We start from the raw sequence: 22,200 nt of genomic DNA on the forward strand, positions 1-22,200 counted from the left end.
TGTTTTCATGGGGTTTAATGCACCAGTGGGACTGTTGAGTGTTGAGTGTTAATCCTTAACAGTCAGTCAAGGGTCAACACTCAACATAGTCTCAACATAGGTAAGCTAGAGCGCGTGTCGCGTATCAGCTATCAGCCAACAGCCTTTGGCCACAGTACTTGAGGAGCACACCGCAATTGAATCAAATAACCTGACCACTGACTGCTGACCCCTGACTGCTTACCAACATAGTCTCAACGTAGTATAGACACGCCCCTATCTAGGGCTTAGTCTTGTAAGGTTTAGTCTTCATCCATTATATTCCCTTTGTCTACCCGTTCTAACTGCCACAGAATTTGATTACCTTCACGCCTGACCCTTGACACAACCCAGTTGCGCCAAGACCAGTGGTTACCCCGACTAGTGACAGCGCTGGCGTTGACATCCATTAAATCCGCCAGTTCAGAACTACTAATCAGGTAGCCTTGGCTGGCAATTTCATCCGCGATGTGTAGAGTTTCTACCAGATTACGCAGTTGAGCAACTCTCACCTCCCGGGGTAATTCGTCAGTTGTACTAACAGAAGAAGAAATAGCTGATTCCATAATTAAAACAAAAGATATATATCGATGAGGTAGAAATGCTCGATTATATAGTTTAGGTAAAGTAACCCATCAGTAGTATAGGAGTCTGATATCCCTGTTACTATCTTTGGTGAAAGATTACCACCGAAGATAAAGGTTTAACAAACCCCTGTCTCCAGCAATCCCTAACAAGACCCCCATCTGTCTTGCCTAAAATTAAAACACTATTAGTCAAACACTACTAGAGCAATCTGGTAAGCCCCCCACAACATAAAGTCGTGAGCTACGAACCCCTACATCACAAATATCGTCCCCAGAGATTTGCGGATTTAGTGGGGCAAGATGCGATCGCAAAAACCCTAACCAATGCCATAGAGAGTGAGCGCATTGCCCCTGCCTATTTGTTTACTGGCCCTAGAGGTACGGGCAAAACCTCTTCGGCAAGGATTTTAGCTAAGTCCCTCAACTGTCTCAAGACTAATTTGCCAACTCCATTGCCTTGTGGGGAATGTCAAGTCTGCCGTGAGATCGCTGCTGGTTTAGCCTTGGATGTGACTGAGATGGACGCAGCTAGTCATACCGGTGTAGATAATATCAGAGAAATCATTGAACGGGCTCAATTTGCCCCAGTCCAGTGCCGCTACAAAGTGTATGTGATCGATGAATGCCATATGCTTAGTACCGCAGCCTTCAACTCCCTTCTCAAAACCCTGGAAGAACCGCCGGAGCGGGTAGTCTTTATCTTGGCTACCACAGACCCTCAACGGGTATTACCCACCATTATTTCCCGCTGCCAACGTTTTGATTTTCGCCGCATTCCCCTAGAGGCAATGGTGTCTCATTTGAAGGCTATTGCAGTTAACGAAAATATCGCTATTACACCAGATGCCTTAACCGTAGTGGCACAAGTGGCTCAAGGGGGGCTCAGGGATGCAGAAAGTTTGCTAGATCAACTGAGTTTGTTAGATGAACAGGTCACAGTAGAGCAGGTTTGGGATTTAGTAGGGGCAGTACCTGAACAAGACTTACTGGCATTGCTAAACGCGATCGCATCTTCTGAACCGGTAGCAGTACTAGAACAGTGTGGCTATCTGATCGATAGAGGTCGAGAACCCCTAGTTATCCTGCAAAATCTCACTAGTTTCTACCGAGATTTGTTGATTGCTAAAACTGCTCGGGATCGTCATAATTTATCAGCCATCACCCTGCCCACCTGGGAGAAGCTGTGTGAGTTAGCTAAACAGCTGGATGTGGAGAGTATTTTACGTAGTCAGCAGCATCTAAAAGACAGTGAAATTCAGATCAAAAATACTACTCAGCCCCGTCTGTGGTTAGAAGTCACCCTCATGGGGTTATTGCCAGGGGCTCTTGCCTCTGAATCCCTAGAAACCTCACAGTTATCCCCTAAAAATCCATCAGTCAAACCCTCAGCACCTGCGGTGAAACCTAGGCACCAGCCTAACCTAGCACCAGTTGGGAGACATCAGCCCAGAAAAGAGCAATACAATCAACCAACCTCTGGCCGAGATCAGACTACTCCTAAACCAGAGCATCCAAGTAAACAAGCTCAGAAACCCAAGACTCAGCAGCAAACTGACGAGCCTAAGCCTCCAGAAAGGTTAGGGTTTCAACCACACCCAGACACCTCTAGTAATGGCATACCCAAAACCCCTGATTTAGTCTCAACCTCAACACCGAATCAGGCGGTTGACCATAGCGCTAGGGTTGAGCGAGATAGCGAGGTTAGCAACCAGCCCTACCAAATCGAGCAGGTTTGGCAACAGGTTATTCATAATATCGAACTGGATGGCTCTAGAGAAATACTGCGTAGCAATGGCTGTTTATTAGCTTTCAATGGCGCAGAGGCATCTATTGGCATCAAAAAGAAGGGTGTACAAAAGCTCATACAAGGAATGTTGCCCCAAATTCAAAAGGCATTTGCCAAAGTCCATCCAGGTCATGTGAAAGTTAATTTCCAACTAGTAGGAGCAAACCCGTCCCAGACCGCTCCTCAATCAAGAGTGACCCTACCAGCAGTACCAACTCAGAAATTACCTCCACCAATCACTACCCCAGAAGCACCACAGGAATCTTCAAACAGCAAGGGGGATTCAAAGGGGGATTCAACCGAAGCCAAACTAGTTGTGCCACCTAGCACCAGTGACTCTTCAAAGACAGCGGTAAACCCTTCCCCCCAACCATCCCAGCCAGAAAACCTTACTCCTCCTAGCAATTCTGAAACATCTGAAGCAGCGGAGACTGTATTATCCAGCCCAGCATTATCTAGCCCAGCATTATCCAGTCCAGTATTATCCAGGCCAGCCTATGACTTCCCTGACTTAGGCTGGGATGCTGATCAAATAGAGCAAGCTTTAGGAAAAATTAAAGATTCTTTTGGCGGAGAAATTATTGATTTAAATGATGAGCTGAGTAATAATGAAGTGATGCCCAAAGAGCCATTAGTAGAGTCGTTTGTCAAGGATACTCAGGGTACCTTTGACCAAGAGCAACCCGAATCATCAGTAGCCGAAAATCAACCTGATCCAAGACCGTTTTCGATAAAGATTCAGAATAGGCCGCAAGAGTTAGAATATGATGAAAATGGTGAACTCCCTTTTTAGAGTTATGATCAACTTGAGAATTGGGGTAGCAAAGGGAACAGCGGATCTGGGAATAGGGAGTCGGGAGTCGGGAGTCGGGAGTTGGGAACTTTGGATCAAGAATTATCACAAATAATTTAGCTTCCCTAGAATTGGGAATTGGGAATTTCAATTCCTAGGCTCATAGGCGAGGCAAAATTTCTGGTAATAGCTGACCTGGAACTTTGGAAAGGGCAAAGCTTTGTCCCGCAGGACCATTTTCCCGAGAAAATGCCCGAATGGTGTGGATCAGGTAGTTCAGAGAAATTTGGTAGGTTTCGGGTTGATCAACTGTACCCATACAAGCTTGCACATGTTGGTGTAGGGCAGCTTCTAAATGAGTTAACTTAGACCCTTTGGTTAAGGAAAATTGTGGCTGTGTCCCTAGCTGGAAATTCACTAGCCCCAAGTTGTTGTAGGTAGCGATAATATCAAAGTTAACTGGTACAGGTGATCTGTTCTGGTTAGGGACTTGCTCAGAGGGGTGTGGTTGATATCCTGCGATCGCAAGAGCATTTTCATAAGCCGTTATACATTGCTTAAGGTATTCTACTTTTGCCCCATATTCCTCCTTTAACTGGTCGGCTAAGTGCCAGTAGGCGGTACCTAGGTTATTCTGTGTCGCAGCACAGCCAGCTGGGTCAACCTCCGATTTCCGGTATTTGAGAGCATCTTGATAGGCATATATGGCTAGCTTCAACCAGACTGTTGGTTGTTCGTGCTGGGCAAGACTCCAGTAAGTCGTACCCAGGTTATTTTGAATCATTGCCCAATTTTGAGGATTGGCTGTGGTGTCATGATGAGAAATGGCTTCTTGGTAGGCTGCGATCGCTTTCTTTAAATTAGGCACTGGTGATTGATATTGCGCTAGATTCCAGTAAGCCGTTCCTAAGTTATTTTGGGTTGAAGCATATTTAACCAAGTCATGGTCAGCACCGCCATAGCCCAAAGCTTCTTCATAGGCGCAAATAGAATTTTCCAGATTTTTAGCTAAATCTTGGTACTGGGCTAATTCTCCATAAGCTGTTCCCAAATTATTCTGTATCATGCTAAAAATTTCCGGAGATTGTTCCGCTAAAAAGTCAGTTACTGCTACTTGATAGCATTTAATGGCTTGCTCTAAATAAGAGACCATCAGGTTGTCATTGTTGGGACAACGAGATAGCATCCAGTAGAAATTTCCTACATCATTGAGGATAGCGGATTCTTCGATAGGTGTGAATTTTGACCATTGTAGCGCCTGCTCATAAGCCTGGATTGCGATCACTAAGTTTTCCTCAGAGGCATCTCCCTGTTCAATCAGGTAGCGATAATGATTGCCCAATTCAAGATAGGTTTGGCCTGTAGATGGTTTTTGAGTTCCAGGTTGCAAGTTATTTGGTTCAGAGTTATCTTGTGGTGTTTCAGTTTCAGTTGTCGGTGGCCGGTTATTTAGTTGTAAGTTATCTTGTCGTGTTTCACTGTGATTTTCAAGTCGCACATTCTTTGGTTCAAAGTTATCGTTTGAAGTTTCAACATTAAAACTTTTAACTGTCAACACATCCTCTTGCCGTGACAGTGTATCCACATCTTCCTGACCAGGATCTATTACTGTTGTTGAAGGGGGTAATGTGTAGGAAGCCTCTGGTGTATCAGTCACCCGTTGGGATAGGGGTGTTGGTTCTCCTTCAAACTCAAAGAAACCAGTGTGCTGTTGCCAAAATTCTGGTACCGACTGCTGAATGGAATAAAACCAAGGTCGTGGCAACCAGAGCAAGAAAGTCAGTTCCCAGTAGCTGAGATTATTCCCAATTGACTGTAAATGCCTGAGAAACAATCGTTGCAGTGTTGCCGGTTGCCGTGTTAAGTTTTCTATACCCAGAATCTGAAATCCCGGTATACTCTCAGAAGTGTAAGATTCCTCATGGTCGGTTAACCATTGACTAATCTGAGCTACAGGATTGGGTTCGCTCAGATTTAAATTCAAGCTGACCAACTTTGGGTAACCTTGGTGGTTCCTTGACCCGTTTGCTGCAGATAAGTCTAACTCTCGGTATAGTTGATCTGCTAGGTGGTTGCGCAGATTCAGGTCATCACACACTGCCAAAAAAAGCTGGCGGCGCAGACCAATGCTCAAAGCGAGTTTCAAACGTTGATAGGTTTGCCGATTCCAACTGGAAATTTCTTGATTTGAGGCAATGTCCGTTACTATCATGCTGGCATAGGTGTCAGAGCAAAGGGATTCCATATCAACCTTTTCCTGGTTTTGTTGCCTAAGTCAGGATTGAACTTGAATATTCTGTGATCATGGCTTAATTTATCACTACTTAGCACTCAGGACGATTTTAAGGGAAGTATTGTTTAAGTATCATTACAAAATAAATTACCTCCTCCTATTCTCGATAATGCTTACAAAATCAGGATTTTTATTTTGTAAAACCGGTAATTGTTTTTGTGTTAATACTTACAAATTACTTAGGATTGCTATATCCGTATTTATAAGGATTTTTTAAAAAAAATACTCTATAAAAATCAGTAATTTCAACCATAGCTATTACTAAAATTTTAGTCAACAATAGATTAAAGTATATCGCTGTTTACTAAATTATCGTAAGCATATGCGCTACTTGAGGTGCCGTCAGCCGTCAGCGGTCAGCCGTTGGCCTTTGGCACCTCAAGTAGCACCTCAAGTAGCCCCTAAGCTAAATGCTTACTTTTCTATTAATTAGTTACACATATTTTTACCTATTTACTATTCCCGATTTCCGATTCCCAATTCCCGATTCCCGATTCCCGATTCCCGATTCCCGATTCCCAATTCTAAATTCTAAATTCTAAATTCTAACTTCCCGATTCCCGATTCCCGATTCCCTGTTCCCGATTCCCGATTCCCGATTCCCTGTTCCCTAGAAATGATTAAACTCAATCAACATTTAATATCCTATTTAGGTAGCTGCGCCTTATCTGCACTGGTGCTGTTTCCAGGATTAGCTAAAGCTCAGGTTCAAGTTTCTCCTTTAGTTATTGAAGAAGAAGCAGAACGAGGTCAAGCCAAAGGTATCATCAACGTCACCAATCGCAGTAATAAGGCGTTTCGAGCCCGTGTCTATGCGACACCTTTCACCTATGATGAAAATGGGTTTGAGGCGTTGGAATCTAGCTCTAATGACTTAACCCCTTATCTACAATTCTCCCCTCGTGAGTTGGTAGTAGAACCAGGAGTAACTCGCCGCATCCGCATGATTTCCCGCTTTCCTCCTAGTATGGATAAAGGGGAATATCGGGCAGTTATTTTCACAGAAAATCTGGAACATTCTCAGAATAATAGTCGTGGTGTAAGTATGGGCATCGTACCTCGCGTTGGTGTCACTGTCTATGTACGTCATGGAGATATTTCTCCCCAGTTGACCGTAGAGGAAGCGAGCTTTGATCACAAGAGTAAGCAGATTCTGTTACAGGTTAGCAACAGTGGCAATGCCACTGCACGTCCCAAGGTGGAGTGGACTTTGAAACAGGGAAGCACGACGGTCACCACTGGCAAACAAAACGAATGGACAGTTATTGCTGGGGGAGAACGGAAGATTTCTATCGGATATCCTAGTCATGCCAAGGAATTGACAGCTGGACAATACCAATTGACTGGAACCTTGCTTTGGGGCGAAGAAGAGAATCGACAAAGTGTGCCTTTTAGTATTAATCTGACTGTTCCTACCAGCACCACTGCTCAGAGTAATTAACCTGAGGGCGTTGCTTAATAATAGAATGATTTTAAGAGTTTTGTGGAACAGGCATCTTGCCTGTTCCCTGGTTTGTTTTCGGGTGCATCTCCTAAAAGTTGTTTGACTCAGCAGTGGTGCGTTACGGGCAGCAACCTAAGCCTGGCTACGAAGCGAAACATGAATGCCCCCCTGAAGCACCACTAGCAAATGTTCCCTGGTCTGTGTTCCATTAAACTAAGCCAGTGAGTCACCTCACTTACTCGTCTATCCTTCGGGAAGGCTACGCCAACAAAACCGGGCGTGAAAGTTTCCCTTCACCCGGCTCCTCGTTGAAAGAACCACTGTCATTGGTACCTTTAAGATGGTTAGAACTGTGTTTTTTTCCATCGTGGCAGTGTAGATGAAGTAATTCTATATTTTTATGCCAATTACTTTCACCTTGTGAGTGGGGTGTGATATAATGTTGGTCGAATAAATCTCTACCTCTGTTCGCGAAGCGTCGGCTACGGCGAAGGTAAGACCACACTGGGAGCACTTTCCTTTTTGCCTTTTCAACAGCCTTGCCAATTGATCTGGCGATTTCACGGTGTTTTCCTATTCTTATACTGCAGTAAATGTAACTTCTCAATTACCCCTGCACCCCCTGTTTAGGATCTATTTTGGCAGTCCCCTTGCCAAAAGTACGTGAATCTGCTCTAACAAAGAGATGATGTTAGGGGAGTTTTGTTTAGTCAAAGAAGCTAATCGACAAGCTGAACAAGCATTAGTTGATTGGGGTAATAATAAAGTTAACAACTTTTTACCTGATTTTAACTTAGTAATGGAGGTCGCCCAAAAAGATGATATTTAATTTTCAACCAACTTGCTAAATGTCTATCAACTAGCTAATTGCCAAGAAGAAGCTATTAAGCTTCAATAAATCATTCAAACCATCAAAACATCTAAATTTCAACCATATTGATTGGTTTGTTTACCATAAAAAATAATCAAAACCAAATAAGGAGACGTCTATCATGTCTAACAAAGCATTGCAAACTCTACAATTTATCTTTCAAGATCGTCCTGATGTTTTACGACTATTTGATTTCAGAGAAGTAGATTTAAGTGGTCGTGTAGATGAAGAATGGTTAAAAAAACAATCTGAAAAAGAGTTATTTCCAAAACCTGTTAATTTTTATGCTACTGGACGTACAGGTGCAGGTAAAACTACACTAGCAGTTACTTTGATAGATCCTGATAAAAAATTAGCAAATACTATTAATGATGTTAATAATGATGAGGTTTTTGAAAGTTCAGGTAAAACAGATTGCACTTGGATGGTAGTTTTCTTTAAAATGCGTAGTAACTTATGGTATTTTGATCTTCCTGGTGCTGGAGGTTGTAGCGACACATACGAAAATATTAATCGAGCTGCTTTGATGCTTCCCCAGATTGATGATGAAGATGAGGAATTAATACCTATTGATAAATTTGAGTTATGGAATTGCTCAGATTATCCTACTACTAAAAAAGTTGTCAAAGAAGATATAGCTGTAGAGCAATGGCAATCCCCCGAAAATCAGGAAAATTGTAAACCTGATATTATTCTTTATGTGGTTGCTCCTCATACTCAATTTGTGAAACCAGATCGTAAATATTTAAAAGCTTTACTGAGAAAACAGAAAAAACAAACTGATAAAAATAAAGTAATTTTTGCCCTTAATATTCATTTTACAGATGATGGAACAAGAATAACCACTGAAGCAAGTGTAGAAGATGCAAGGCAACAAATAACTAAAATTTTTAAAGAATTTTACCCTGATGAATCTGTTCCTATTGTTGAAATTGACTGTAAGCAAGGGACAGGAATTAATCAAATTACCAAACTAATGCTTACAATGTTACCAGATAATAAAATTGGTAACTTTAAACAAGTTTTACCCGATCAACTGAAGGAATTTGCTATACAAGAACGTAGTTGCCGTTATCGCAAAGCATTAATTCAGATTGCAAGTCGTTTAGCTACTCGTAAAGTAGATGAAAAACAAGGTAATCAAGACTTACTCAATGAAGCCTATATGGCAGTTGCTGATTATGGTATTCGAGTTTTTCAGGAGGAAGATGCTACCTTGGAAGCTGCAAAAGAATTGAATGATACAATTATTCAGTTAGCTCAAGAGGCCAAAATTTCACGAGAAGAAGCGCAAACAATCTTAGTAGATCGGATTGTTTATAACGACCAGGAAGTCGAAAAAAGTGAGTATGTACCTGATTTTCAAGACGTAGAAGTTGAAAAGCAAGTTATAGAATATGAACAATCTCAAGAATCAATAAAAAAACCTGTTGATGGAGAAGGTTCTCCTGGTGGTATGGCTGGTGGGCCTGATCTTGGTGGTATGGCTGGTGGGATTGATCTTGGTCAATTAGCAGGTGCAAGTGCTGCTGCCTTTAGTGAAATGGCGAGTGGTACAATGGCGGCAATAGGAGCTGGTTTAGCAACCGGCGGATTAGCATTTCTACCTGTTCTTGGTGCTAGTATGTTTGGTGCTTCTGGAATGGGTGGAAAGAAAAAGAAAAAACAAGTTCCTGTTAGTGAGGATGTGATTAAACCCGTAGTTAAAACTATCACAACTACTGAGAATAAATTTATGGGCATGAAAGAAGTTAAGAAAAAAGTTTTAGAAAAAGTGCCAGAAGTAATACAACAAGAACAAGAGATAGGAAAAAAATATTTACAAGGTGGTTATCCTGTTGTTGAAAACTTGTTAGCTATTGGCTTAGGCATTGAAAGTGCTAATGGAAAGCAAAAGTTGGAAACTGATTTTCAGGAAATAGTAGAAGTAGGGCGTCAAGAAACTCAAGCAATATTATTGCCATATAAGGAAGCGATTAACTCCTTTGCTGTTAGCGAGAATGAAGAAGAAATTAGCAAAATTTTAGAAAGAATTTTAATCCAACTTTAGAACCTTGTAACAGAGTGGGGAAATTCTAACTATTCCCTGCTCTAGATTTAAAAAGTATTCTTTAAGCACATGTTAGGAACAAAAAACTATGTATTTCCAACTTAAGCCTCCATCCATTTCTAAAATTCGTGCCAAGTTTATCATTGAAAAGCTTGGCAATTATCCTAGAAATATTGATAATATTAACTTATTTTTTACAGGTAGAACAGGAGCAGGTAAAACGACATTAAGTAATCGTTTGCTTGGTAGTGATTACTTCTTGTCTACAGGTCATCAAGATTGTACTAAGGAAATTAATCTAATTGAGTTTCCTATTGGTTTAAAATGTTTTGATACTCCTGGTGTTTGTAGTGATGAACTCTTAGAAAATTATAATCGAGTTGCTTTAGGAATTAATCAAATTGAGGATTGTCCCATTGTAGAAGACCTTACTTTAGCAAGATATCGAGAAAATTGTTCAGCCCCTCAAGAAGAAAATCTTAGTATATCAGAATTTGTAAATCTAAAATTTCAGCCAGATTTAATTTATTATCTCATCGCACCAGAAAAACTATTTACGAGAGGCGACCGCCAATATTTAAGAGATTTACTAAAAGTTCACCAAAATGTTATTTACGTTTTTAATATGTTTGTTAACAAGCAAACAGGGGTGAGCTATTTTGCCAAAGAAGCAAATATTCAAGACACAGCTACCCAAATTTCAAAAGTTCATCATAAAGTTTTAGGACAACATTCTCAGCCTGTTATTATTGGAGTTAATTGTTTTACAGGAGAAGGTATTTCAGACTTACTACATCAGTCTTACATAATGTTAAAAGGAAATAAAGGTAAACTTTTTAAAGAATTAATTCAATATCAACAGCAAAAAACTCCTGATGAATATGTTAATCAAGTTAAACAAGAATTAATCCGATTATATGCTCATGGTGCTTGTCAAAGAGCAACAGGAAGTGATACTTGCGATCAACCTTTACATCTACTATCTTATAGTCTTTTTGATTTTCTTGTCAGTCTTCCCATTCAGTCAGACCAAGACGATAATTCTATTGCTGAACAGGTTAATAATATAGTAAGCGATGTTTTTGATAATCAAATTTTTGAAAAAAAGTCTGAGTCACTGGAAGATAAGTTTGAGTATTTAATTAGATCCAAAGAATATATCTTTACAGAAAGAATTGAGTATTTTAATCAATTAATTAAGACTTCTGTTTTTGATATACAAAAACAAGCCTATGACCTCAGAAATCAAGAATTTGAAGAATGGGAAATAGAAAAAGAATCTGTTAAGCAAAAATTAGATGAAGACTGGGATAGTATCTTAGCAATAATTCAAAAACTAGATAAATTAAATACTTTACTTGAATCCCTTAATCAAGAAATTGAGGAACTTATTGATGAGTATAATCCCCGTATTGATGCTAATAATTCTCGTTACCTTGACATTTCATCACGTCGTCATAATTTCAACTCTCGTTTTGATCGTTGGAAAGATAGACTTGATAAGTATAATGCTAATATTGACAGGATTAACCGTAGTTCGTCTAGATTAACTTATGAATCTAAACGGTCTCTTGATAGAGAAAGTGATTATCTTGAGCAAGAAAGAAGTTCTATTAAATCAGAAGATAGTTATCTTGAATCTCTAGAGACAGAATATAAAAAGAATGTTGAATGTCTTGAAGAAGAAAAAGCTACAATTAAAACTAAAATTGACCAGCGTGATGCTAAAAAAGAAGAATATGGACGCCAAAAAAAATTACTTCTAAACAAATTAAAAGAATATAATATTTTTAAAAAAAATGCTCAGGATGAGAGTAAGTTTTGGGTTGAATTGATTAAAAATTTTAACGACGAATTAAGTGCTCTTGATGACAAAATTGAGCAAAGAATTGAAGAAATTAACCTTCATATTCAAGAAATTAGAAATCCTCTCTCCAAAGACTATCTTGAAAAATTTACTACAATAGAAGATGCCATTGATGAGTTGCAGGAATTAATTAACCGTTGTCTTGATGAAATGGCTGTCTTTGAAAACCAAATTTTAACTTTTAATCAAGAGCTAAATTATTGTATTTTCAAGGTCAATATCAATAAAAGGGTAACCCAAGTTTTACAAAAAACGACAGAACATTATTTTGATGAAACGGGACAATTTGACTATAGATTTAGTCATTACCATTATTTTGGTAAACATGGAATTACTGTTTTATTAGCATTGACAACAAGGATATTTTTTGATATCGATCAAGACTATGATTTTTTTTATAGTGATTTACTCCAAAAAGTAGAAAACTTGGGAAGTTTTCCGGAAAATCCAACAGAAGCTCAAATATATAACTTATTGTATTGTAATTATAGTTTATTATTTGAACCTGCTTTTGATAACAAAATCAAACAAGCTGTGATGACAAACTAATTAGGAGAAATAGTAATTTTAAACTTATAGAGATATTCACCAGCCACCAGTGGTGTCAAAGATTCAATGGATAGAGAAGCCACAAGATCGTAGTTAACAGACTCATTAGTTTCTACTGTGGATTGGTCTCGATTATCAACTACTTGACCATTTTTTGAAAGTATCTCAATAATTTCCGAATCTGGACTGCCACTCATCGGACGACCTAAGATGCCATACTCTACCTGAATTGCTTGCTCTAAAAGTTTCCGAGACCGCTCATTCAAGGGAATCAATTCCCCAATACTGACGGTGACGTTAGAATTAAATATTAGGTTACTTCTAGCGGGTTGCTCAACCGTAGAGGTCAATCGATTGGCAGAAATTTCTAGACTTCCGATTTCTACATTAACAAATGAACCGACTCCCTCCACGGTTCCAAAAAACATAAATTCCTGGTCAGATGTCGCTAACTGGGCACCAGCACCTATAGCACTAGCGGCTATGGCCCAGGCAGTTATCGTAGTAATGACTAGGGATTTTATCAGTTTTTTTGACATGGTAATTTCCTGGGATAACGTTACGGTTTTATATCCGTATTATTCCCCTATTACCATCCTGATTATTCCCAAAGATATAGAAAATTTATATAGTTATTAATTTTTATGAATTGCTAGTTACTGGTGGCTGATGGCTTACATATAGCTAAATACTTAGGGTTTGCTGAAAAAGTCTTTTGGTATTGGTAGGAGTCAGGAGTTAGGAGTCAGGAGTTAGGAGAAATGGGAATTATATAGGAGGTAGTCGGAAGACTTGTCCGATTATTTTTCGGCTCTTGTCTGCCCAAAATGCTAATTTTTTGAGCTTTTTGGACCGAAAAGCTGGCACTTAAAGAGACCCAAAAAGGCGAAAACCTTTATCTGTAAATGCTTTGATAGTTAATCAGCAAGCCCTACTTATAGCGTTTTTCATAACTATGAGATACAGATTATTTTTGCCTATTGCCTATTGCCTATTGACTATTGCCTATTGACTATTGCCTACTCCCTGCTCCCTACTCCCTGCTCCCTGCTCCCTACTCCCTAAAAACAATGTTTTATTATTATAAATCAACCGTTTATTGGTAAAATCTCCGTAGGATAAATCGGGTAAAGCCGATTCCCACGGAGACAACAAAAAGATATAGAGAGAGGTTAATTGCATTTACATCAATTTTCCAGGGGGATACGTCGCTGGCTTCCAGCCAATAGTTTACTTTAGTTAGCTGTAGCTGTCACCGTAAACTTAAAGGCGTAATCACCGCCTTTAAGGGGTAAAAGTCCCTCGATCATCATGTCAGCTTCAACCTCGAATTCGCTAGGAGGTAAATTTAGTGGTTCTGCTGCAGGGTCTCCCATAGTACGTTTGATTTCACCATTTGTTGCACCACCAATCTCAGTAAAAGAAACGCCATAGTTGTAGGTCTCTGCGGTGTCTAAAAGGTCTTGAGATAGGTCATTCGTCGCCATCAAGTCTCCAAGAGAGATAGTTGCTGGACTATTACAAAGCATCAAACCTGTAGCATAATCACCTGGGTTAACAACAGCTAATACTTCGGGATTAGGGTTTGTCAAAGCACCAGGTTGAACATCTACAAAAGAACAGGTTCCCTCTACTGTGCCCTCAAATTCAAAATCCTGCTCTATAGTAGCAGAAGGAGGAGGACCAGGAGGTACCTGAGCAAAGGCACTGGTAGCACCAGCAGCAACACCTACAGCAGTCAAGGCGGAAATAACTAAGGATTTACCGAATTGGTTTCTCATGTCCTTTATCTGGTGGAAATAAACTGTTTGTTTATACTTCTATTGTTTCCTAATTTATTAACTGGATACATCCGGAAAGATACCGAAGTTTAAAATTTAGTGAAGTTGATTACGGTGGATGAAATTACCGGTGATGGGCTGATGGGCTGATGGGCTGATGGGCTGATGGGCTGATGGGCTGATCGTTTTTCTAGTAGTAAAGTGCCAAAAGAAACCAATCGACAGGTAGAGTTACTACGTAAGTACTCCTAGTGCAACAACTCTGAAGTATCAAACCCCTTAGTTACTGTTACTTGAGCTGACCAAGTTGGGAAGTCTGTATGTAGTTTCCCTTAAAAAATTTAGTCAGCATTTAGTCAGCTCATAGGTGTTGGATGAAAATTATTTCACTAGCTTATCTAGCTGTAACAACTCTCTTGTGTTCTTGGATTACCATAACTTCCGTTGTTGCCCAAACCCTAGCACCTGAGGTATCAAAACCGGAAGTCGCCGCCACTACCTCTAGCCCAAGGCGAAACGATAGTGATCAATTGATTATTCTTCCTGTAGGCGTCAATCTGGGAAAACAGAATGTGATTCCTAGTACCTTAGTGCGGGGATTTGAAGATGGTTCCCAGGCAATTAATTTTGAAACGTGGCTGATTCCCTTAGATGATGTGATTCAGGGCTTGAAATTAGATGTCAAACCCTTAGACGATGGTCAATTAGAAGTGCGATCGCCTGGTTTAGTCACCCGCATCAATCCAGAAGAATTACCAACTGACCCAGAATTAGGAGTAGTCATTCCTGTCAAAACCATCCAAACTCTTCTAGGAGTCCCGACGGAGTTTGACATGATTGAATACGCCATTACGTTTAATCCCCCTTGGTTGAATGTGCGGCGCAAAGGTCGGCGAACTCGAGAAATCCCAGTCGTACTGGAAGGATTATCTGAGATTGATGCCCCTGCCTTTAGCATATCCGCGATCAGACAACGGGTAAATATTAGTGGCAGAGGGGGTGGTAGCAGTTCCTTTTCTAATTCCACAAACTATAGTGGAGAATTTACCAGCGTCGGCACCTTATTAGGAGGTAGCTGGTTTGTTAGGACTCGCCAACCGGATTTAACCAATACTGGGACGTTTCGGTTACAGGAAGCCCAGTATTTTCGGCAAACCGATGCAGCGGATTTTGTCCTAGGTTCCCAGCCCACCTTTTGGCGAAATCAAGGAACAGGTCAATATTGGGGTGCGACCACTATCCAGCGCTGGGGATTTACCCCACCCTTATCAAGGGGTGGATTTAGTCCTACCCAACGGTTACAAGCCAATGACATTGGACGCAGCATTACTGGGGAAGCTGAACCGGGTACGTTGGTGCAGCTGACCCAAGGTTTTAATGATGTGGTGGTGGATGAAATCCTAGTGGACTCCTCTGGGGTTTACCGCTTTGAAAATGTCATAACTGGACGAGGCGGTAGCAATACTTATCGCGTCTTTCTATATCCCGATGGACAGCTTACTGCGGACCCGGAAATTCGAGAGGCCAAATTCTCTACTCTACCCGGTCAATTGACCAAGGGAGCCTCTGCTTTAGTTGTTTCCACTGGCTTGAGTCGAGAATCGAGCCAAAATGGGAATTTCTTTGGTGAGTTTACAGACGTACGGGGAGGAATTGCCTATCGCCTAGGAGTCACAGAAGACCTGACGTTAGGGATGGGGGTGGTTTACGACGAGTCAGTGTTGGGGTTAGGGGAACTATTCTATCAACCTGCTGGATTTCCCTTAAAGGTAAAAGTTTCAGCTCTTTTGGGTACAGAGGATGAGGGGATAGACTATGATGCCAGTATTACCTTCCAACCTTCTCCTAAGCTAAGCTTTAACTTCAACAGTGATAGTCTAGCCCAGGGGTTTCGCGTCAACTGGCAAGCTTTTCGTGGTTTAACCTTAAGAGCCAGTGGAAACACTCGGGAGGAAGCCTTAGCTGCTGGTATGAGCATTTTTCACACTAGCCAAAATTTCTCACTCTTTGCCAGTGCTGACATGGATACCAATAATAACTTGCGCTGGAGTTTGAGGTCTAACTTAGGAAGTCTGAGACTGTCCCATCGAGGCAATGAAATCACTACCAATTCCGAACTAATTTATTATTTGTCCAATAGCAGTGCCTCAAGAGGACATTCCCTGCTACTGGGTTACGAAACCCGGGATTCCAATAACCGTGATGATCACCTGGCTCGCTTAGCTTGGCGCTATCGTTCTCCACAACAGTCTAGTGATGGTCGATATCTCTGGGACTTTGATTTCGGCTATGGCTTCGGTTCTCGGGGTAATGGATTGATTGCCTCAGCTTCCAGTGCCGTGATTCCCGGATTAGTATTGCGGTTACGTTACCAAGAAATATCTACTACCTCTGATGGCAGCACCTTCAGGATTGAGCTTTCTCCCAATATCAATGTTCAATCAGGGATTAGCGGTGCCGACACCCGCTTTGACCGCTTACGCAGCCGAGGAGGATTGTTAATTCAGCCATTCTTTGACAACAATGGCAATGGTAAGCGAGATAAAGGGGAAGAGATTTACGTCGAAGAGCCTGATTTACTGTTACTGCTGAATAATAAATCGATAACCTCGTTTCGACCAGATATTCGCAACAATGGGATTTTTGTCAAACTCGACCCTGACACCTATCGCCTCGACCTTGACCCTGCCGGATATCCCATCGACTGGAAACCCGAGGAATCCGCTTATGCAGTGGAGGTGGTGCCGGGTAGCTATACTCCGGTTACTGTGCCAATGGTACTATCCTACACCTTTGCAGGTGTAGTAACTGATACTACGGGAGAAGCGGTGCAGGGGGCGAAGGTAGAAGCAGTACCAGTTGATTCAGGAAAATCGATTTTTTCGATTACCAACGGTGCTGGGGTCTTTTATTTAGAAGGCTTGCAGCAGGGTAAGTATAATTTACTGATTAATGGTGAATCGGCTCAACCAAATCAAATTGAGATTAAGCCAGATTCCGAACCTTTCCAAGAACTGAATTTATCGATACTCCTTAAACCTTAGTCTTTAATCCTTAGTATTTTGTCGCCAGCAAAGAGTGGATAGGTAATAGGTAATTCTCAACTACCCATTACCTATTACCTGTTACCCATTACCCATTACCTATTACCTGTTACCCATTACCCATTACTCCCTGGAATACCAAGAGTTCACCCTTCAACTTCTGCTGGTTCTGGTTTAGGGGCTGGGGATGATTCCTGTCTGATGGTGAGGTAGCGAATCACATCTTGACTTATACGCATTGCTCGCTCAATCTTGGCGACATGGGTACCTGGTCCATTATAGTTCATTTGGATATAAATCCCTTCCCGGTACCTATCTATGGGATAGGCTAAACGACGCTTGCCACGATGCTGAATCTCGATTTGCTCTCCACCGAGTTCCTGCAATAGGTCTCGGTATTTGCCGATAGCTTGATCTACTTGTTCCTCGCCCAAATCAGGACGGAGGATGTACATCATTTCGTAAGTGTTTGGCACTGGTATTAATCTCCTTATGGACAATTTGGCTTCTTTTTATCCGATAGACAGCACTAACAATCAGCACTAACAATCAGCACTAACAATCAGCTTTCCTTGAACCACACCTTAAGTCATAGTCAAGGTTGGGTAATTGACTTGCTTGCTACTGGATAGTTAAAGAAGCAAGGAATTGATCTATCGCTACTTAAGCGGACACTTACCGGATCGGTAAGTGTTTGGAGTGGTCAGATTTATCTGAATACTTTTATATGAATCCTTTATCTGAATCCTTGACAAGGATTACCAATGACCTATTATAACCCGTTGTGCAACCAATTTCAATTAAATTTCAATTAAGTTGTGCTCAAAGATAGTAAATTCGTCAAAGGGGAATACCACTAGACACAACCAGACACGACCAGAAGATGCTATGTCTAAATGCAGCTTATTATCTATTGTACTGTTAAGGACAATCTATTATCGGTACTAAGTACTGACGTACTACCAACTCAATACTACTTTAGGTAAAGTAGAGAATTTTCGTAAAATTATCAAGGAAAATCTATTGTTATGACACAGCGTTACGTCCGAGTTAAATCTTCTAAAGGACAGACCTACTACGGCTTGTTACAGGTGACCCGCACTATTCAGGTGCTGGATGCACCACCTTGGTTACAGGGACAACCTATAGATTTAGAGTTGGAACCAGAAAGCTATCAATTGCTGGCCCCGTGTGCACCAACTAAAATCGTGGCTGTAGGGAAAAACTATACTGAACACGCAGCAGAATTTGGAACATCAGTTCCTCAGGAACCCTTACTTTTTCTTAAACCCCCTACCACTATAATTGCTGACTCTCAAGCCATCCAGTATCCGCCTCAGTCTCAGCGAGTAGACTATGAGGGAGAGTTAGCACTGGTAATCGGTGACTATTGCTTAGACTGCACACCAGACGAAGCTCAATCCAAAATTTGGGGTTATACGATCGCTAATGACGTAACGGCTCGGGATTTACAAAAGCGGGATCCGCAATGGACCAGGGCTAAGGGATTTAATAGCTTTTGTCCCCTCGGACCCTGGATAGTCCGGGAGTTGAGTGCTGGGGCAAAATTGCAGACATTTCTGAATGACAACCCTGAGCCAGTACAATCCGCTTTAATTAGTCAAATGGTATTTCCGCCAGATGTTCTGATATCTTACATTTCCCAGGTGATGACCCTAGTACCAGGGGATGTGATTCTTACGGGGACACCCAAAGGAGTAGGACCAATGGAAGTTGGCGATCGCGTCCGGGTGGAAATTGAGGGAATTGGTCAGTTGGAAAATACGGTGATATCACGCCCTTCACAGGCCAAGACTAAGCAAGACTAGGGGACTTGGCTGTAAACGGCTTGACTAAGGCTTGGTATTTCTGCGTAACGACCCATCAATGATTGAATCATAGAATAGCCACAGGCGGCAAGGATACCTAAAAACACTATATTATATAAGGTTTCTGTTAGCAAGTTAACCCCTAGTGCTTGGACTAAAATTGGCAACAATAGACCACACAAAACTAAAAGAATGTCTAAAAGAATCGCTTGCATGGTGTTAAAGCGAACAAAATGGCTGATTTGTGGGTTTCTGACTACGGCTAAGAATAAAACAAAGAAAATAATTAACCCCACTAAAGGCAAACCGTAGTAAAGTGAAATCAACGGTTGTAGTGGCAGGTAAATAATGCCGAGAATGGGAAACTGTCTTAGCAGAAATTGACCAAAGGGCAAAACCACAATTAGAGGGAGTAGATATGCAAGGGCTGCAAAAATCCGGTCTTTAATATCTGTTGACCCGCGCCAATTCATGGTGCTTTCTCCTTGAAGATGTTCAGATAAGGGGTACACTAACTACATATTCAGCATAGCGCAGCACAAAACTCTACCCCTGAGCGACCTTAAATGCGATTGACCTTGGCCTTTAGGCCACGCTAAGGGCAAAGCCCGACGCTGCTTGAGGTGCGATTGGTCACGCTAAGGGCAAAGCCCGACGCTGGTTGAGGTGCGATTGGCCGTAGGGCACGCTAAAAGCGATCGCTTAGTAAAAAAGTTCTTACTACAAAAGTTTATTCCATATTGACCAGACGGAATCCCATTTCACACTCATACTGTTGAGCTTGCTTTTCACTTAGCTTCTTGAGCACATGAGCACAAACCAATTTGCCTTGATGCCAGCGAGGATGACCGCTTGGGTCAGCCAGTAAACAACATTGACAGACAAGGTCGGGGGAAATTACTTGGTTATCCGTTAAAATGACTAACATAGCACTAATCCCATTACGCTATCAGGGCTGATGCCGAAGCACAATAGTCTAAGGTCTTTTCAAGAGGCTTAAGCATAGAGCAAAGTGTTGAATTGCTCACGATACCTTATGCCGATACTAATATAAAATTTTGACCAATCAGCTTAGTGCTTAAGTCTTGTTTATAAGTGCTATTGATTAGAACTATTGCTTAACCCTATTATTATCTTAATATATCCCCTGGATTCTAGGTGTTGTATAATAAATAATTTAACATAATACAAACTTTAACTTTTCATAAAAATTGGCCTAATCTGAGTCTGAATCGTTCCAGAGTCAAGCTTTAAGCTCATCGTTACCGATGAATTGTTTGACAGGACTTATGAAAAACTCCTAAAAAACTGGGCATCCAACTCCCATATGTAGTAGGAATAAGTAGTAGGGATAAGTAGTAGGGATAAGTAGTAGGGATAAGTAATAGGGTGGGTTAATAACCCACCCTGTAGTAGGTAGAGTTACTGGGTAAGTCCTGTTTAAGGATCGTGTCCAAACAAACCACCTGCCAAGAAATCTTCAGGGCGACTAAAGCTGCTATTTCGCTACTGGTAGTCGCTGATGGGATAAACCCCTGCATGAAAGCGCTACCTCAGTTTTTAATCCCCGCTCTTGCCTAAACGGGGCTTTATTCCCTCAGAGGATTTTTTGTAAGCACATAGACCTTTAAGGTTGTTGTGTCAATTACCAAACGTGATCGATCCTAGAAGTAAAGAAAGTGACTCAAACTAATTTCGATTTTCTCGCCGAAACCGATCCCACGATAGCAACCTATCTGGGAGAAGAACTCCAACGTCAACGGGAGCATCTGGAACTTATTGCTAGTGAGAACTTCACCTCCCCAGCGGTGATGGCAGCACAAGGCTCAGTGCTAACTAACAAATATGCTGAGGGATTGCCCGGAAAGCGCTACTATGGCGGCTGTGAGTTCATTGACAAAGTTGAACAAGTAGCGATTGACCGTGCTAAAGAACTTTTTGGTGCTGCTCATGCCAATGTGCAGCCCCATTCTGGCGCTCAAGCTAACTTTGCGGTATTTCTAGCCTTACTCAAACCTGGTGACAAGATTATGGGGATGGATTTGTCCCATGGCGGACACCTGACTCATGGGTCACCAGTCAATGTGTCCGGCAAATGGTTTGAGGTGTGTCACTACGGTGTCAGCCAAGAGACTGAGCAATTGGACTATGCTCAGATTCGGGAACTTGCTCTGAAAGAGCGTCCCAAACTAATTATTTGTGGCTATTCCGCCTATCCCCGAATCATTGACTTTGAAAAATTCCGGGCCATTGCTGATGAAGTGGATGCCTACCTGATGGCGGATATGGCTCACATTGCTGGTTTAGTTGCCACTGGTCATCACCCTAACCCCCTTCCTCACTGCCATGTGGTCACTACTACCACTCACAAGACCCTGCGTGGTCCACGGGGTGGCTTGATTCTGACTAATCAATCGGATTTGGGTAAAAAGTTCGATAAGGCAGTGTTTCCCGGAACTCAGGGAGGTCCATTGGAACATGTGATTGCTGGTAAAGCTGTTGCGTTTGGGGAAGCCTTGACCCCAGCATTCAAAACCTATTCTGCCCACGTGATTGAAAATGCTAAGGCTTTGGCAACGGCACTGCAAAACCGGGAGTTAAAAATTGTTTCTGGTGGTACAGATAACCATGTATTACTGGTAGATTTGCGCTCTATTGGTATGACAGGTAAGCGAGCTGACCAACTGGTGAGCGGTGTCAAGATTACAGCTAACAAAAATACTGTTCCCTTTGACCCAGAGTCGCCCTTTGTCACCAGTGGCTTGCGCCTAGGTTCCCCAGCCATGACTACCCGGGGCATGGGAGTGGCAGAATTTACTGAGATTGGTAATATTATTGCCGATCGCTTACTGAATCGAGAGGATGAGCAAGTGGCAACTGAATGTCGTCAGCGTGTGGCAAAGTTATGCGATCGCTTTCCTCTGTATCCCCATCTGACCACTCTTGTACCAAGTTTGGTCTAAAGGTTGAGGGTTGACAGTTAAGTGTCAGCATGACACCTACAGTAGGGTGACCTAATAATCCACCCTACTGTAGACTTACTTGGTAAGTCCTGTTCCTCAGTATGTGTTAAAGTACAAAAGCTATTGTGGAATTAATATGTAAAACTGTTAGTTAAAATTAAGCAGAAAGTACCTATCAATTGATTTGATTATTTTAAAGTTAAAATAACTAAAAAAATAGTGGTTGAAAAAAAGTTTTCGAGATTAGAGAGTAAGTAAGAGTAATAAAAACTGGTATTTATTTTAAACTGATATTAATTTTGAGTATTCGAAGTTACATAAAAAA

General features: G+C 41.4%; 17 protein-coding genes. 9 read left to right on the top strand and 8 right to left on the bottom strand.

Going from position 1 to position 22,200, the window contains the following annotated elements:
• Window positions 1–281: 281 nt before the first annotated feature.
• Window positions 282–584, bottom strand: coding sequence for a hypothetical protein (locus F6J99_RS13220; RefSeq protein WP_008188499.1), 303 nt, complete (start codon window positions 582–584; stop codon window positions 282–284).
• A gap of 257 nt (window positions 585–841) precedes the next feature.
• Here F6J99_RS13220 and F6J99_RS13225 point away from each other — a divergent pair, with 257 nt between their 5' ends.
• On the top strand, window positions 842–3,184 hold the full coding sequence (locus tag F6J99_RS13225) for a DNA polymerase III subunit gamma/tau (protein ID WP_293113320.1): 2,343 nt from the start codon (window positions 842–844) through the stop codon (window positions 3,182–3,184).
• A 160-nt stretch (window positions 3,185–3,344) separates the two neighbouring features.
• Here F6J99_RS13225 and F6J99_RS13230 read toward each other — a convergent pair whose 3' ends face one another.
• Window positions 3,345–5,429: a tetratricopeptide repeat protein gene (locus tag F6J99_RS13230; protein WP_293113321.1), complete on the bottom strand. Its 2,085-nt coding sequence runs from the start codon at window positions 5,427–5,429 to the stop codon at window positions 3,345–3,347.
• Window positions 5,430–5,887: 458 nt separating this feature from the next.
• Between F6J99_RS13230 and F6J99_RS13235 the strand changes: the two genes are divergently transcribed.
• Window positions 5,888–6,019 (top strand): hypothetical protein, encoded by a 132-nt coding sequence (locus F6J99_RS13235; RefSeq protein ID WP_293113322.1) that lies wholly within the window; start codon window positions 5,888–5,890, stop codon window positions 6,017–6,019.
• 74 nt (window positions 6,020–6,093) lie between these two features.
• A complete protein-coding gene (locus tag F6J99_RS13240; protein ID WP_293113323.1) occupies window positions 6,094–6,918 on the top strand; it encodes a P pilus assembly protein, chaperone PapD in 825 nt (274 codons plus the stop codon).
• A 262-nt stretch (window positions 6,919–7,180) separates the two neighbouring features.
• Here the strand turns inward: F6J99_RS13240 and F6J99_RS13245 are convergent, their stop codons facing one another.
• Window positions 7,181–7,435: an HNH endonuclease gene (locus F6J99_RS13245; RefSeq protein ID WP_293113324.1), complete on the bottom strand. Its 255-nt coding sequence runs from the start codon at window positions 7,433–7,435 to the stop codon at window positions 7,181–7,183.
• Between the two features lie 171 nt (window positions 7,436–7,606).
• Here F6J99_RS13245 and F6J99_RS13250 point away from each other — a divergent pair, with 171 nt between their 5' ends.
• The 3 genes from F6J99_RS13250 (at window position 7,607) to F6J99_RS13260 (ending at window position 12,258) form a co-directional block, all read left to right on the top strand.
• On the top strand, window positions 7,607–7,750 hold the full coding sequence (locus F6J99_RS13250) for a hypothetical protein (protein WP_293113325.1): 144 nt from the start codon (window positions 7,607–7,609) through the stop codon (window positions 7,748–7,750).
• Window positions 7,751–7,913: 163 nt separating this feature from the next.
• The gene (locus F6J99_RS13255) at window positions 7,914–9,842 is read left to right on the top strand and encodes a hypothetical protein (RefSeq protein ID WP_293113326.1); all 1,929 of its coding nucleotides are present in this window, start codon (window positions 7,914–7,916) and stop codon (window positions 9,840–9,842) included.
• Between the two features lie 88 nt (window positions 9,843–9,930).
• Complete coding sequence (locus tag F6J99_RS13260) at window positions 9,931–12,258, top strand: GTPase (RefSeq protein ID WP_293113327.1); 2,328 nt, start codon at window positions 9,931–9,933, stop codon at window positions 12,256–12,258.
• Here the strand turns inward: F6J99_RS13260 and F6J99_RS13265 are convergent.
• Together F6J99_RS13265 and F6J99_RS13270 are read right to left on the bottom strand one after the other, a co-directional pair.
• Window positions 12,255–12,797, bottom strand: a complete 543-nt coding sequence (locus F6J99_RS13265) for a hypothetical protein (protein ID WP_293113328.1) — start codon at window positions 12,795–12,797, stop codon at window positions 12,255–12,257. The genes F6J99_RS13260 and F6J99_RS13265 overlap by 4 nt on opposite strands.
• 696 nt (window positions 12,798–13,493) lie before the next feature.
• Entirely contained in the window at window positions 13,494–14,039 is a 546-nt protein-coding gene (locus F6J99_RS13270) for a hypothetical protein (RefSeq protein WP_293113329.1), read from the bottom strand.
• A 374-nt stretch (window positions 14,040–14,413) separates the two neighbouring features.
• On the opposite strand from F6J99_RS13270, the gene F6J99_RS13275 reads away from it, so the two are divergent.
• The gene (locus tag F6J99_RS13275) at window positions 14,414–17,083 is read left to right on the top strand and encodes a carboxypeptidase-like regulatory domain-containing protein (protein ID WP_293113330.1); all 2,670 of its coding nucleotides are present in this window, start codon (window positions 14,414–14,416) and stop codon (window positions 17,081–17,083) included.
• Between the two features lie 146 nt (window positions 17,084–17,229).
• Here the strand turns inward: F6J99_RS13275 and rpsF are convergent, their stop codons facing one another.
• Window positions 17,230–17,538: a 30S ribosomal protein S6 gene (gene rpsF, locus F6J99_RS13280; RefSeq protein WP_070395774.1), complete on the bottom strand. Its 309-nt coding sequence runs from the start codon at window positions 17,536–17,538 to the stop codon at window positions 17,230–17,232.
• Between the two features lie 573 nt (window positions 17,539–18,111).
• On the opposite strand from rpsF, the gene F6J99_RS13285 reads away from it, so the two are divergent.
• Window positions 18,112–18,912, top strand: a complete 801-nt coding sequence (locus tag F6J99_RS13285; protein ID WP_293113331.1) for a fumarylacetoacetate hydrolase family protein — start codon at window positions 18,112–18,114, stop codon at window positions 18,910–18,912.
• Here the strand turns inward: F6J99_RS13285 and F6J99_RS13290 are convergent.
• Together F6J99_RS13290 and F6J99_RS13295 are read right to left on the bottom strand one after the other, a co-directional pair.
• Entirely contained in the window at window positions 18,909–19,385 is a 477-nt protein-coding gene (locus F6J99_RS13290; RefSeq protein ID WP_070395772.1) for a Tic20 family protein, read from the bottom strand. The two genes, F6J99_RS13285 and F6J99_RS13290, sit on opposite strands and share 4 nt — an antisense overlap.
• 257 nt (window positions 19,386–19,642) lie before the next feature.
• Window positions 19,643–19,840: a hypothetical protein gene (locus F6J99_RS13295; RefSeq protein WP_293085695.1), complete on the bottom strand. Its 198-nt coding sequence runs from the start codon at window positions 19,838–19,840 to the stop codon at window positions 19,643–19,645.
• Window positions 19,841–20,591: 751 nt separating this feature from the next.
• On the opposite strand from F6J99_RS13295, the gene glyA reads away from it, so the two are divergent.
• Window positions 20,592–21,875 carry a serine hydroxymethyltransferase gene (gene glyA, locus F6J99_RS13300; RefSeq protein ID WP_293113332.1) on the top strand — a complete coding sequence of 428 codons (1,284 nt, stop codon included), beginning with the start codon at window positions 20,592–20,594 and terminating at the stop codon, window positions 21,873–21,875.
• Window positions 21,876–22,200: the final 325 nt, after the last annotated feature.

Origin of the sequence: Moorena sp. SIO4G3 (assembly GCF_010692305.1) — a bacterium.
Classification (GTDB): domain Bacteria; phylum Cyanobacteriota; class Cyanobacteriia; order Cyanobacteriales; family Coleofasciculaceae; genus Moorena; species Moorena producens_A.